Below are 13,021 nucleotides of genomic sequence, written 5' to 3'. Positions count from 1 at the left end.
GCCTGCGGGAGGCGCGACTGGGGTATCGAGACAAGGGGGATAAGGATAGGGGTTTCAATCCACGCGCCTGCGGGAGGCGCGACCGTTCAATTTCTGCATGATGCTTACTGTGTTCAGTTTCAATCCACGCGCCTGCGGGAGGCGCGACGTGTATTTCAGGCGAGTTCAATATAAGCGGGGTTGTTTCAATCCACGCGCCTGCGGGAGGCGCGACAAGTTAACTTTTGTTGCAGGTTGAAAATGACAGGTTTCAATCCACGCGCCTGCGGGAGGCGCGACGGGTAAGCCAACGAGTATCATTAAATTACAACGAGTTTCAATCCACGCGCCTGCGGGAGGCGCGACTATTGAGATAGTTGAAAAACTGCGTAACGGTGAAGTTTCAATCCACGCGCCTGCGGGAGGCGCGACCGCCTTGCTTTCAAGGCACAACAACCCTAGTACGGATTGTTGTTTTCCGCTAACTATCAGTTAAATGGGGTTTAATGCCCGTTTAACTGACAAAGAAAAGAAGTTTTTCCATATTTTTAAATAACTTATAAAATCGCTAGATCCCTGGGGTTTTGATGAGTACGCTGCCCTAGCGATTTAATCGACTTCATATTTTATACCATACACTATGTAAAAAACTTAACCTCTGTCAATCGCGACTTATATACAGCAATAATTTGTCAGTACAGCTAACAACGCACGCTACACACGCTTTGTGCCTATCAGCATGGATCATTTGCTCAATACAGCCACTCGCTTGCGTTCATTTTCAGTAAAACTTTTTATTAATAGGGCTTCAATCTGCTCTGTTGCCATTGGGGTATTACCATACTCGGCTAAAATGGTTTGTTTTTGCGCTTGAAACGTGTGCAGCTTTTGCTGCCAATCTAGGTCTTGCTGTGTTACTTCAAGTACACGCATCGCAACGTCATCACCAAAATCAGCACTTAGCTCGTTGTAACTTCGTTGCTTGAGGTTAGCGTGTAAATCATGAAGCTGCGCTGTCGCACGAAATAAAGATTGCTCGGACTTTGAAAGCTGACTGATATTTGCTTCAATAAGTTGCTGCTTTTGCGCTTCGCTTAAGCGAGTGTCTGATAAAATTTGCCAACGGTTCACTGTTTGCCTATCCCATGCATTATCCTCCTCAAACCACTGCACAATTACCTCTTTGGTAAAAAAACGACGCTGTAAGGCGTGCAATTGCTCAAGCCGCTCTGACAAATTAAGCTGCTCATCCACTTGCCCTAATGCTTGTTTAAACTCCACATATCTACCAGCTATTTGATGAAGGCACTCAGGCAATAAACTTAGGTGATCAGCCCACTTCTCAACTTCTTGTAAATTCTGTAATGCAAAAAGCCAGTCATCGATTAGATATTTATCCTCTTTACTGAAAGGCTTGCACTCAGCACTCACAGATACCGAATTGATAGATTGTGGAGCCTTACTCTGTTCGTATTTAAGAGCAGGTGCTGTCACTAACTGGGGGAAATGACTTGACCGTTGCTGCTGAGTAAAAATCAGTAACATACTCAGAAATACGATAAGCAGCAGGCTCCACTTTTTCATAATGCTAATGCCTTCAAGCGGCGGATATGTTGTCTGTAAACTGTTAATGGATCAGTTTCAAACAGATGGTGAATGCCAATTGTTTGGTTTACCTGATCTAAGTGGTTCATTTTGAATTGGTTATTAATCACTTGGCCTAAATTACTAGAGCAAGCCGACACCAAACCATCGTTGGCTTCATCAAATACTTGTGAGAACAAGGCCAAAGCATTGTCGGCAGGGTCAAAAACATTCGTCCATGCTTTGCTGCCACTCCAAGAAAAATAATGTACGCCATTACTGGCTAGGCTTTGTGTTTCAGCGCAGTAGCTACTCGGCACACCTTCAGGATATTTTTGATTGAATGCCAAGGTTCCTGCTGTCGTTAAGGCGCTGAGTGCTTCTAGCGCGTCTTTTGGTACGCCTGACTTACCTGACAGTAAATCAATTAGTCCTGCAAGCGCGTTAGCAAGGGAAGCTAAAAACTGCTCTGAGAATGAGCCACTATCAACGCCACCACGCACCACATCCGCAAATCGACTGCCCCAATTAACGCCACCGATACTGGTTACAGACGCTACCCACTCAGGTTTTACCGAGGCCACATAGCGGATAGTTTGTGCACCTTGGCTGTGGCCGATTAAATTAACTTTTTCTTGCCCTGTTAATGCTCTCACTATTGCGACTTGCGCCAACAACTGCTCGCCACGCAATTCTGAATTATGGGCAGAAGATACTTGTGCAACGTATACCTGACCACCTTCTTCTTGAATAACTTGCGGGACGCGATAGAAATAATCTACACCCAGCAAATTATCAAAGCCAAACAACCCGTGCACTAATATCACCGGATATGTTAGCTGCTCTTCACTGTGCGCGGGGGATCCCACGATTGCCAATACCCCAAATAGGGCGCCAAGAATTAACCTTTTCATGTACTTGCTCCAACTGTTACAATTTAATAACAATACAACTGTAGAGGACAATGGTCAGAGGTCAAGCCAGAATGATGTGTTAAATGAAATTTTAATGAATCAAAGGTAAACAAATGTAAATATAAAAAGGATGCAGAATGAGAAAATTAGTAACTGAATATCTACACTTTAAATTGTTGCTGCTGGTTCATTGTCTATCTGAAGCTTGGATAAGAAGCAAGCTGGCTCATCCAAGCTTCGGGATCAGTGTTTATTGACAATCTGCATGCGGATAGGTTGCCAAGCCATCAAGATGAACACGATAGCTATTTCCTGTAATCGGCGTTGTACCGTAATGCCCTGCATCAGCACCTATGGTAAAAGCCTGTGATGCTGGGATCCCTGCTTTAATAAAAGCTTCAGCGTCTGTTTTTGCATTACCGTAGGCGCGCACGACCTCTATACCTTGTGCTTCTAGGCGATTAATTTCAGCGGTTTTATACTCAGCCGTTTTGAATAAGCTGGTTTCGTTACTCAAAGAGGTGCGCAAAAACCCTTGCGGTAGGCCCATCCAATTTAACCAACCGCGCGTCCCTTTTGCATACCAATATACGCGCGCCGTCAAAAATACAGGTTGATAGCCCAAATCTAAATAATGACGGACTAGATCGTATGCCCCGTCTTTTGGTGAGGCGTGATCTATTCCTGTATAGTCGCCGATTTGCTCCGCATCGGACTCTGTTAAGGTGCCATCAATGTCAAACAACACAGCTTGAGTCCCAGGCTCTACCACGGTGACATAACCCTGCGCCCCAGTACCGTCAGCGGGCACCCCAGCGTATATACGATACTGTCCTGCAGGTAGCGCTGGCAAAGAAATAAAGGCCTTGCCATCGCCATTTGTCGTTTGCTCCCCAAGATAATGCCAGTTCGAGTCTGACTCACTGCGATAGTAAAATTCCACAGCTTCAAACTCTAAATCTTTGTGGGTGATACTACCATAATCAAACTTTGCGGTGATCTGGGTAACGGTACCACTCGCTGTTACTTGATCATGCACCATATGGTAGCTCGGTAGCCAAGATAAATACTTATTAAAGTGATTAGAAAAGCTGCGTTTTTCCATATTGGGGGCAGCATACTGTGTTTCTAGCTCACTGATGTTGGGACACTTTGGGGCTGCTAGTGAAGAAAATGAAGCGAATAACGCAACGGCTAAAATAGAATGTCTCATGCACGACTCCGTGTTTATTATTGTCGATAACAAATACATCACTTGAAGAGCACTTTGCTATTCTCAAGTGATAAAGCGCCAGGCACGATAATCATCGCCCTGTCATAAAACGCTAGAGCATAAACTCGAAGTGTGTCAAATATGTTAAATTAATATTAATGCAAAATATAAATCCTACGCTGCTAAATTAGCCTGTATCCAGAAAACTCTATCGCATTAGAAGCACGTATTACTTTCCATTCAAGATAGCGACCATTGCTTCGATACTGACTTCCTGACATCCTCGCCGGTTACTGCCGCTCCAAAGCGGGCTAAAGTCACCTTTCCCTTGCTTTTCGGCTGCAACGCGTAAAGGTGCCAACGCAGCAGATGCGTATGGGAAGCTTGGTGTTTGCTCGTAGATAAAATCAAGTGCAAGCATTAGCCGATTCTCAATCCCACGAGCTGGTCGACCTGAAAATACATTTGTCACAGCAGAAGGCTCAGCTAATGATTTAAGTGCATGACGATGAACTTGCGTGGTGTCAGCTTCATCACAGAGTAAAAAACTAGTACCTACTTGTGTTCCACATGCACCAAGTTTTTGCATCATCAACACATCTTGATGTGAAGCAATGCCACCTGCGGCAATCACCGGAATAGGTAACTTCTCAACCAGCTGTGCTACCAATTGTTTTGTTTGCAATTGCTCATCAAGTTTAGCTTCAGTAAACGTTGCTCGGTGACCACCAGCTTCAATTCCTTGAGCGATCACGATGTCTGCACCATTTTTTGCCAACCAAATTCCCTCTTCGACTGTTGTTGCTGAAGATAAAATCGTCGCTCCCCAAGACTTTACCTTTGCCACCAGTTCTGGCTTTGGTAAACCAAAGTGAAAGCTGATAACTGGAGGTCTGTAAGGAGCAATCGCCTCAGCCATCTCCTCATCAAATGGCCTCCTAAATACACCGACCTCATTGTCGGGTGTTAGGCCAAATTCAGCATAATATGGTGCTAGTTTTTGTAGCCACTTACTTTGCTGTTGCGTATCCAACTTGGGCATATCATGGCAAAAAAAGTTAAGGTTGTACGGCTTGGATGTTTGTGCCCTAAAGTTTTTTATTTCACACACCACCTGCTCTGCGTTAAGCATGCCACATGGGATTGAGCCTAAAATTCCAGCCTTGCTTGCTGCGGCTGCTAAGCGCCAATTTTGCACGCCTGCCATTGGCGCTTGGATCATAGGAATTGAAATATTAAGTAATGTAGAAAGCTGCATTATAAAGTCCTTGTTTTTATCGTAGCGCTGATACGCTCATACACTATAAACACGCTCTGTGTGGGGCCAGCAACATAGTAAAACACAACCGTGTTCATTAGACACCTTTTTGCTCATTGGCACTCGATTTTAACCTAACGCATACGTGCCTTCATCTCCTGCGTTTTTGGCATTGTAATCTAAAGTAATTTGCGTAGCGGCAGCCTTGAGTTACACTCTCGTAGATCTCACTGCGCAGTTTAAGGATGTACCATGCACGAGCATACACAACGTATCTGTGATTTTCTTAGCGAAATAAACTTACCCTACAAACTCCACTCAGTAGAAGCAGACACATTTTTACCTGGTTTAAAAACTGTCATGGGCACACTTTATATTGATACCGATAAACTCATGTACCCAGGTGATATACTTCATGAAAGCGGCCATATTGCAGTATGCGAGCCTATATATCGCAAGCAACTACATGAAGATGTGTATAAAAACGGACTAAAAAATGGCAGAGAAAAGCAAGCCATGCACGCTGAAGAAATGGCAGCAATTGCTTGGTCTGTGGCCGCAATCCAACATATTGGATTGCCAATTGAAGTCGTACTACACCAAGATGGCTATAAGGGGGCATCCTCAAACTTAATTGATGCCTTTAAGAGCGGCGGTGGACTTGGCTATCCACTGCTCGACGCATGGGAAATGACATGCCCTAAAGCGGGTTTTCCTAAAATGAAAATATGGATCAGAGAGCGTCGCTGGATTAATGAGTAGGTTAACTAGTGGTTCACATGAGGCTTTGTTCTTTTTGTCATCACCAACTCAGCTAAACAGCTAGGTTAGTGATGACATAGTGCTCCACTCTTAGAGGCTAAAACCAATTATCTTAATTAAGTGGTATTAGTTCTTGTGGAGACAGCTTACCGTCTTCATTGCTGTCTAGTTTATCAAAAATAGCCGCGAGTGAATCTGATAATGCGGCTTCGCTTTTTGAGATGAACCCATCTTGGTCTAGGTCAAAGTCGCTAAACTCGACTGCCATGACAGCACTTGACCCTAGTGCCGTAATGGCCAAACAAAGAGTGATTACTGGTTTCATGAACCCTCCTAACCTTTAAAATTAGAAAATTCAGACGCACTAAGCTGACCATTTTTGTCCACATCCAACTTCTCAAATTGACCAAGTAGTGAGGAGGACATCGAAGCCTCTTGCTGACTTATTTGACCATCTTTATCTTTGTCTACATCTTGAAATGACAAGGTCGCCGCAAGTGCCATTGTGCTCACTAATACGCCAATCGTTGTTGCACATACTGTTCTAAGTTTCATCACTATTCTCCTTACCATGCTAGATTATATCAATTTGACTTACACTCTTTTATTAGCCTTTGAAGTCGTTAAATTCAGACTGGCTTAACTGCCCATCTTGATCCGCGTCAAGGTCTTTAAACTGCGCCATTAAATTTGGATTCGCTTTAGATTCACCTAAAGAAATATAGCCATCCCCATCGGCATCGTATTTATCAAAGTCTGCGCTGGCATGAGCTGCGACAGATGCAAAAGAAAGTACAAGAGTTGATAATGTGATTGCTAACGTTTTCATATTTGATTCCTCTAAAATAACTAAACTTGTTATGCCTGCTCCCCACCGTGCGTGTTGAAGCTTACTGTCGCTATGGCTATTCCAACTTTAGTGCCAAAATTAAAAAAGCAATATTTTTCAATATGTTAAATTTATTTATATGAGCGCATTCAGAGTCGATTCAGTAGCGTTGTTGCCATTTAGCAACACCAATCCAGAGAAGATAGAAAAAAGTTAAGTAATTCATAAAGTTAAGCTGTCGCATAAAAGCGACATAGTCAATAAGAGGTCTTTTGAAAGGAAAGTAAGTTTGCCGAAAAAACACCAAAACAATGGCTTTTTCACCATTGTAGCGAAAAAGCCATCGACATAATTTACAACATAGAAAAAAATAAGCTCATAAATATCAACTAGATATAAACACTCATGCTAATGTTAATCTATATTCGATAGATTTTTTGATAGGAAATAAATACAAAAGGCAAATGTGTTGCTATTTGGCAACACATTTGCTTCATCGACGATACGTTGGATTAAGGCAGGCAACGAATCAGCATCAATGCAGCGCTTTACCCATTAGATTGGCTTTTTAGCTCTTCCAGCATACGCTCGTCACCCATCAAGTTTTTCAAGATTGCTTTGACCTTTGGATCTGCTGCGTTTTCATAAAGAGACAACAAATCTTGCGCGATTTTCTTCTGCTGTTTAGGGTCTGAGCCGGACTGAAAATATTGTGACATCAGCCCTTCAGCAGCTAAGCTCTTTACGTAATCGTTCTGCTCTTGTTCAAGCATTTTCACAAACGATTGTGACAAACGCTCATCAACAATAGGAGTGCGTGACACTAGCTCTAATGCTTGTAATCTTAACTTTTCATCGTTCATGCTGTGCGTCATATTAAGAATGGATTCTACCGCTTGGTAATCATATTGCTCTAAGTCATTGCGGTTTAGCATAAACATATTCATTTGTAACTGACTCATTGCAGCTAACCGCTCTGCTGCTGGTAGACTGCTATTGAGGATTTTCTGTTTTAATTCGTTACTTACTTGGCTTGCATACTCAGGATCGGTTTTGATCCGCATTTCATAGTCTTCAGGTAAGTCTTCATAAAACCCATAAATTGGATTCTCTGCTTTCATTTCTGCTATTTTTTGCTGCTCACGCTTTTCTATTAGCGAAAACACCAAAGATTCAAATTCTTGAGGCGCTTGTTCAGACAACATTTCTGACTTTTCCATCGACAGCGCTTGTATACGTGACTCTAGCTTATCGATTCGGGTCAATAGCGCAGCAATATCTTGAGTTTGCTCGTTCGCTGTGCTTGCTGGGACATGGTATTGCGTTGCCTGCTCTGTAGATTGATAAGCGGGTGCAGGATAGACTTGAGTTGCAACAGGACTAGTCGCTAGCTTTGTTTGGATAACATTAAACCCAGAAAAAGCTAATGCAAGAACCGAACAAGAAAGCGCAATATTGAGTTTAAGATTTGACATGAGCAAGTTACCCTTTGAAAAAGTAGCAATGTAATACATCTGCAAGATAAATACTGTAAATGATTGTATTGTAAATTGATACAGCTTCGTCTAGTTAACCTAAACTTGGAGTAAGAAGTTATTTTTTAATACAAGGTACATTTGTGCGTCAATAGCTAGTCTATTACAAACCAGTTTAACGCAGTAACAAGGGATAACAGCGGTTGGATAACAAGTTATTGTCCCAGACTCAGGTTATACCTATAGTTTAAATGAGGAGTGAGCTAACATATTGTTTTTTTAAGTTTACCTTAATTTATACCAGAGCGCTTTAAAGCTGGCATAATGCCCCAGCACAGTCGATATAATGTAAAACGGAGTTTAATTGGAACCAATACTGGCTAAACAACACTATAAATTACATGTCCTAAGTTTGCTTGGCATCGCATTTATTATGGCTATCTTTGGTAATGGTGCACTGTGGCAAAGTCACCAAGCGCTGCTACAGTGGTGGCTTCCAGCGGTGTCAGTGCTGCTGTTATTACACTTGGGATGGCGTATTAGGCAAGCTAGCTTGAGTGTTGGCACTACTGCGCTGTATTTGGACATCAAACTCTGTTGGGTCGCGCTGCTGTTATGTAGCGGTGGAGATCTCATCAATGTTAACCCCTTACAGATTTACCATCGCCAAGATACCGTAATAAAGCACGACTACCTCATTGACTCAATTTGGTTATTTGCATCAGGTTATGGTCTTTTGCTGTGGCTACTCGTTAGAATGCTCAAACGGGAGTTCTCGCTCACAATCACCCAAACTATGCTATTGATCGCTGTGGCAGCAGTGTCAGCGTTACTGAGTTATTACCAACTCTATTTACCTAATATAAGTTTATACTCATTGTTTTTAAGTGCCAGCTATAGCTTTTTAGTGGCGTTACTTGCAGTGTTTGGCAGCTGGTTGTTGATTCAAAATTTACGTCTTGGCTTGCGACTAAATTATGCCGTTGCCCTTGGCTTTATTCTAGCCATGGTTGCTGATGCTATCATCGGACAATTTTGGCTCTTTGCTAAGAATGGCGAAGGATATTTCCCCATTGCCAGACATGTAAATTGGATTATTTACATTGGCTCTCAAGCACTATTGTTGTTATTCCCTATCGCAATGATACGCACTCACACAAAGAACCAACACTTACGCTAAGCTACCACCACATAAAAAGGCCGAGCAGTGTCGGCCTTCTATCTACCTACTTTGAACGTAAGCGCAGATATTATCTTTTTATGATTGCATTGTGATAAACGTTTTGTACGTCATCGACATCTTCTAGCATATTGATTAGCTTTTCGAATGTTTCAATCGCTTCTGCATCATCTATTTCTACATGTGTTTGCGGCACCCAAGTGATTTCATCTACTTCAAATGTGATGCCTTCAAATGCTTCTGTTAATGCAGTTTTTGCTTTGAAGTACTCAGTATGTGGAGCAAAAACCGATACCTGACCGTCTTCTACTTCCACGTCAGTCACATCGACATCAGCCATCATTAGCGCTTCCAAAACTGACTCGTCATCATCACCTGCAAAGCCAAGGATTGCAAAGTGATCAAACATATGCGCAACACAACCTGGACTTCCTAGGTTTGAGCCAGTTTTGGTAAACGGTAAGCGTACATCTTTGATAGTACGATTCATGTTATCTGTTAGGCAGTCAACGATGATCATGCTGTTACCTGGGCCATATCCTTCGTAACGTGCTGGCGTGTAGTCTTCACCGGCACCACCGGCTGCCTTTTCAATTGCTTTGTCGATTACGTGCGCAGGAACTTGATCTTTTTTTGCTTTATCGATTAAACGACGTAACGACAAGTTAGTTTCAGGATCTGCGCCGCCATTTTTAGCAACAACGTAAATCTCTTTTCCGTATTTTGAGTTTACTTTTGTTTTTGCCGCCGCCGTTTTTGCCATGGCGTTTTTGCGGACTTCAAATGCTCTGCCCATCTTAATGCTCGTTTTGTAAAAATTGTCGAAGATTTTACCAAGACATTTGAGTTACGGCTATACCCAATTATCTGTATAAGTAATTAGCGGCACGTTAAGCTTAAGAGGTTCACTTACTCAGTAGCCAGTAGCTTGGCTTATACGATAATGTTGTGGCACAGCTAAATAACTACACTATAGTTACTACTGTTAAATAACCTACTATGGGTAAGTTTGTTATGATCATGTTTGGCTTAGGAAAGGAAAAAAGGGACAATGACCTAGACGCTCCTCTTTTTCAGCACATAAAAAAAACCACTGCGTACCTTGAGATTGATCATCAAGGAAATACTATTGAGGTCAGTAATCGGTTTAAGCAGCTATTGGGGTATGCACCCGATGTACAGCTTACTTCAATCAATCAAATTTGCCGCAGCCCAAAACACAAAAGCGCACTAAAGCAAGCCATTACGCAATTGGCGAACCAATCTCAAGTTAGCGTTGAAATAGCCTTCGACACCGCAAAGCAAGTAATTAAGCCATTACTGCTTGAGCTCTCCAAAACACCACAAGGGAGGATTGTGTTGATTGCAACAGATATTAGCCATTACCGCACCACTATCAATACTGCACGAGCAAGCCTGCAAGCACTTTCATCTTCGTTTGCAATGGTTGAATTTAACGTTGATGGCACTGTTTTATCCGCAAACGACAAGTTTTTATCTTTGCTGGGTTATGAGCTAGCTGAGATCCAGAATCAACATCACAGTATGTTTGTTGAAGATAACGATGCCAAAAGTGAAGACTATCAATCGTTTTTACAACAGCTAAACAGTGCAAAAAGCTTTGAGGGTGAATATAAAAGAAAAACAAAATCCGGTAAAACGGTATGGCTACATGCCACTTATACCCCTATCGTTAACGCCAATAATCAGCTGAGTAAAATAATAAAATACGCTATTGATATTTCGGAGCAAAAGTTTCAAGAGGCGACATATCAGCATCAAATCAGCGCCATCGAGCAAACTCAAGCGGTTATTGAGTTTGACCCGAACGGCAATATCATTACCGCAAATCCACTCTTTTTAGATGCCGTTGGATACAAGCTGACAGAAGTACAAGGCCAACACCATCAAATATTCATGGATAACAATGAGGCTTTAAGTAGCCAATATATCGCTTTTTGGCAAGCTCTGCGGCAAGGGCTGCATCAATCAGGCGAATTCAAGCGCGTCACTAAAACAGGGCAAACACTTTGGATACAAGCAACCTATACACCCATACGTGATGAAAGCGGTGACGTTTACAAAATTATAAAGTACGCCTCGGACATCACAGCTACCAAACTCGCTTCTTTTGATTCTGCTGGGCAAATTGCGGCGATCAATCGTTCACAAGCCGTCATTGAATTTGATTTACAGGGAAATATTTTAAAAGCCAACCAAAACTTTTTATCCACTATGGGTTACAAAGAAGAAGAGGTTATCGGCCAACACCACCGTTTATTTGTTGCAGAAGACTATGCTCAAAGCACCGAATATAAAGCCTTTTGGCAACGCCTTCAGCAAGGACAGTTTGAGTCAGGCGAGTTTCATCGTTTGGCCAAAGGAGGCAAAGAGGTCTGGATCAGCGCAACCTATAACCCAATTTTGGACGAGCAAGGTAAACCACTTAAAGTGGTCAAGTTTGCGACCGACATAACCAAGCAAAAGCTGAGCCATGCCGACTTTTCAGGGCAATTAGCTGCAATCCGCAAGTCACAAGCGGTGATCGAGTTTGCAATGGATGGAACTATTTTATGGGCAAATGAGCTATTTCTTGACACCATGCACTACAAACTGGAGGAAATTCAAGGTAAGCATCACCGCCTTTTTGCCACAGCTAAACAAGCAAACAGTGCCGAGTATCAAGAGTTCTGGCATAAGCTTAATAGAGGTGAGTTCGATTCAGGGCAATACCTAAGGCACGATAAGCATGGTAACCATGTTTGGATCCAAGCATCTTATAACCCTATCCTAGATCAAAAAGGGAAACCTTTTAAAGTCGTCAAATATGCAACCGATATTACGGCTCAAAAACAAGCTGTTGAGTGTATTAAAGCGGCAATATTCGCGATGGAACAAGGCGACCTAAGGCATCGTATCACCGTGCCGCTAGATGGCGAATTTAGCGTACTTCAGCAAGCTATGAATGGCTTATTTGATAAGCTGAGTGATTTGGTCAACACAATCAATCGCGGCGCTGAGCAAGTATTCGATGTTGCAAAGCAAATTGCCAGCAATAACGAAGACTTAAATAGCCGAATTGAAAACCAAGCCGCGAGCTTGGAAGAAACCGCAGCAACAATGGAAGAGCTCACTGCCACCGTCAAGAAAAATGCAAATAGCGCCAGTCATGCTGCCGAAAAAGCGACATTTGTTAGCGAAAAAGCGCATTCAGGGAAAGCATCAATTGATGATGCCATCACAGCGGTGGGAAAAATAGAATCCTACAGCACGAAAATATCTGACATTATTAGCGTAATTGATGAAATTGCTTTTCAAACTAATTTACTGGCACTCAATGCGTCAGTTGAGGCAGCACGAGCAGGAGAGGCCGGTCGTGGTTTTGCCGTTGTTGCAGGTGAAGTCAGAAACTTAGCACAGCGCAGTGCATCAGCCGCGCGGGAAATTAAGTCGTTAATTAAAAATAGTGTGGATGCAGTAGCACAAGGCAGCAAGCTTGTGTATGAGTCTGGTGTAACCTTTGAGGAACTGATGCAGTCTATCGCAGATGTCAGCCAGATGGTCGAAGAGATAGACAATGCAGGCAAAGAGCAAGCGGATGGGATCTCTGCGGTATCCACCACGATTGCGCAAATGGATAACATCACCCAACAAAATGTGACGCTAGTAGAAACCACTTCCCGCTCAGGAAAGCACATGGAAAATCAAGCTAAACTACTCACCGACCAAGTTGCGTTTTTTCAGCTAAACAACCTAAACGATGAGTAAGTGACTTGAAATTCGGATAATTGACCTGAATTCGGTTTAATTAATACCAATTTGCTTAA

General features: G+C 42.6%; 12 protein-coding genes and 1 CRISPR repeat array. Of the genes, 3 read left to right on the top strand and 9 right to left on the bottom strand.

All coding sequences use genetic code 11. From position 1 onward, the window contains the following. Positions 1 to 51 precede the first annotated feature (51 nt). Positions 52 to 411: a CRISPR direct-repeat array (repeat unit 32 nt; unit sequence GTTTCAATCCACGCGCCTGCGGGAGGCGCGAC). Positions 412 to 723: 312 nt separating this feature from the next. From D9603_RS14900 to D9603_RS14885, 4 genes are all read right to left on the bottom strand, one after another. Continuing rightward, positions 724 to 1,563, bottom strand: a complete 840-nt coding sequence (locus D9603_RS14900) for a lipase chaperone family protein (protein ID WP_128731910.1) — start codon at positions 1,561 to 1,563, stop codon at positions 724 to 726. Next, entirely contained in the window at positions 1,560 to 2,477 is a 918-nt protein-coding gene (locus D9603_RS14895) for a triacylglycerol lipase (protein ID WP_128731909.1), read from the bottom strand. The genes D9603_RS14900 and D9603_RS14895 overlap by 4 nt, the downstream gene beginning before the upstream one ends. A 250-nt stretch (positions 2,478 to 2,727) precedes the next feature. Beyond that, entirely contained in the window at positions 2,728 to 3,690 is a 963-nt protein-coding gene (locus D9603_RS14890; RefSeq protein ID WP_128731908.1) for a phosphatidylinositol transfer protein, read from the bottom strand. 229 nt (positions 3,691 to 3,919) lie between these two features. Further along, a complete protein-coding gene (locus D9603_RS14885; protein WP_128731907.1) occupies positions 3,920 to 4,948 on the bottom strand; it encodes a nitronate monooxygenase in 1,029 nt (342 codons plus the stop codon). Positions 4,949 to 5,200: 252 nt separating this feature from the next. Between D9603_RS14885 and D9603_RS14880 the strand changes: the two genes are divergently transcribed. Continuing rightward, positions 5,201 to 5,710: a hypothetical protein gene (locus D9603_RS14880; protein WP_125252591.1), complete on the top strand. Its 510-nt coding sequence runs from the start codon at positions 5,201 to 5,203 to the stop codon at positions 5,708 to 5,710. A gap of 112 nt (positions 5,711 to 5,822) precedes the next feature. Here D9603_RS14880 and D9603_RS14875 read toward each other — a convergent pair whose 3' ends face one another. From D9603_RS14875 to D9603_RS14860, 4 genes are all read right to left on the bottom strand, one after another. Beyond that, a complete protein-coding gene (locus tag D9603_RS14875) occupies positions 5,823 to 6,035 on the bottom strand; it encodes an EF-hand domain-containing protein (protein ID WP_128731906.1) in 213 nt (70 codons plus the stop codon). 8 nt (positions 6,036 to 6,043) lie between these two features. Continuing rightward, positions 6,044 to 6,265 (bottom strand): crotonobetainyl-CoA--carnitine CoA-transferase, encoded by a 222-nt coding sequence (locus D9603_RS14870; RefSeq protein WP_128731905.1) that lies wholly within the window; start codon positions 6,263 to 6,265, stop codon positions 6,044 to 6,046. Positions 6,266 to 6,317: 52 nt separating this feature from the next. Next, positions 6,318 to 6,539, bottom strand: coding sequence for an EF-hand domain-containing protein (locus D9603_RS14865; RefSeq protein WP_128731904.1), 222 nt, complete (start codon positions 6,537 to 6,539; stop codon positions 6,318 to 6,320). A 548-nt stretch (positions 6,540 to 7,087) separates the two neighbouring features. After that, the gene (locus tag D9603_RS14860) at positions 7,088 to 8,014 is read right to left on the bottom strand and encodes a hypothetical protein (protein ID WP_128731903.1); all 927 of its coding nucleotides are present in this window, start codon (positions 8,012 to 8,014) and stop codon (positions 7,088 to 7,090) included. A gap of 364 nt (positions 8,015 to 8,378) precedes the next feature. Here D9603_RS14860 and D9603_RS14855 point away from each other — a divergent pair, with 364 nt between their 5' ends. Then, positions 8,379 to 9,194 carry a hypothetical protein gene (locus tag D9603_RS14855; RefSeq protein ID WP_128731902.1) on the top strand — a complete coding sequence of 272 codons (816 nt, stop codon included), beginning with the start codon at positions 8,379 to 8,381 and terminating at the stop codon, positions 9,192 to 9,194. A gap of 70 nt (positions 9,195 to 9,264) precedes the next feature. Here D9603_RS14855 and D9603_RS14850 read toward each other — a convergent pair whose 3' ends face one another. After that, a complete protein-coding gene (locus tag D9603_RS14850; protein ID WP_125252585.1) occupies positions 9,265 to 9,990 on the bottom strand; it encodes a YebC/PmpR family DNA-binding transcriptional regulator in 726 nt (241 codons plus the stop codon). 203 nt (positions 9,991 to 10,193) lie between these two features. Here D9603_RS14850 and D9603_RS14845 point away from each other — a divergent pair, with 203 nt between their 5' ends. Continuing rightward, the gene (locus D9603_RS14845) at positions 10,194 to 12,962 is read left to right on the top strand and encodes a methyl-accepting chemotaxis protein (RefSeq protein WP_241651675.1); all 2,769 of its coding nucleotides are present in this window, start codon (positions 10,194 to 10,196) and stop codon (positions 12,960 to 12,962) included. Positions 12,963 to 13,021: the final 59 nt, after the last annotated feature.

It is taken from the genome of Pseudoalteromonas sp. PS5 (assembly GCF_004103255.1).
In the GTDB taxonomy this organism is placed as follows: Bacteria; Pseudomonadota; Gammaproteobacteria; order Enterobacterales; family Alteromonadaceae; genus Pseudoalteromonas; species Pseudoalteromonas peptidolytica.
This window is presented reverse-complemented; position numbering and strand designations above follow the sequence as displayed.

Excerpts from the sequence above, each read along its gene's own strand:
- D9603_RS14900 (WP_128731910.1), bottom strand. The coding sequence starts at position 1,563 with ATGAAAAAGTGGAGCCTGCTGCTTATCGTATTTCTGAGTATGTTACTG.
- D9603_RS14895 (WP_128731909.1), bottom strand. The coding sequence starts at position 2,477 with ATGAAAAGGTTAATTCTTGGCGCCCTATTTGGGGTATTGGCAATCGTG.
- D9603_RS14890 (WP_128731908.1), bottom strand. The coding sequence starts at position 3,690 with ATGAGACATTCTATTTTAGCCGTTGCGTTATTCGCTTCATTTTCTTCA.
- D9603_RS14885 (WP_128731907.1), bottom strand. The coding sequence starts at position 4,948 with ATGCAGCTTTCTACATTACTTAATATTTCAATTCCTATGATCCAAGCG.
- D9603_RS14880 (WP_125252591.1), top strand. The coding sequence starts at position 5,201 with ATGCACGAGCATACACAACGTATCTGTGATTTTCTTAGCGAAATAAAC.
- D9603_RS14875 (WP_128731906.1), bottom strand. The coding sequence starts at position 6,035 with ATGAAACCAGTAATCACTCTTTGTTTGGCCATTACGGCACTAGGGTCA.
- D9603_RS14870 (WP_128731905.1), bottom strand. The coding sequence starts at position 6,265 with ATGAAACTTAGAACAGTATGTGCAACAACGATTGGCGTATTAGTGAGC.
- D9603_RS14865 (WP_128731904.1), bottom strand. The coding sequence starts at position 6,539 with ATGAAAACGTTAGCAATCACATTATCAACTCTTGTACTTTCTTTTGCA.
- D9603_RS14860 (WP_128731903.1), bottom strand. The coding sequence starts at position 8,014 with ATGTCAAATCTTAAACTCAATATTGCGCTTTCTTGTTCGGTTCTTGCA.
- D9603_RS14850 (WP_125252585.1), bottom strand. The coding sequence starts at position 9,990 with ATGGGCAGAGCATTTGAAGTCCGCAAAAACGCCATGGCAAAAACGGCG.
- D9603_RS14845 (WP_241651675.1), top strand. The coding sequence starts at position 10,194 with ATGGGTAAGTTTGTTATGATCATGTTTGGCTTAGGAAAGGAAAAAAGG.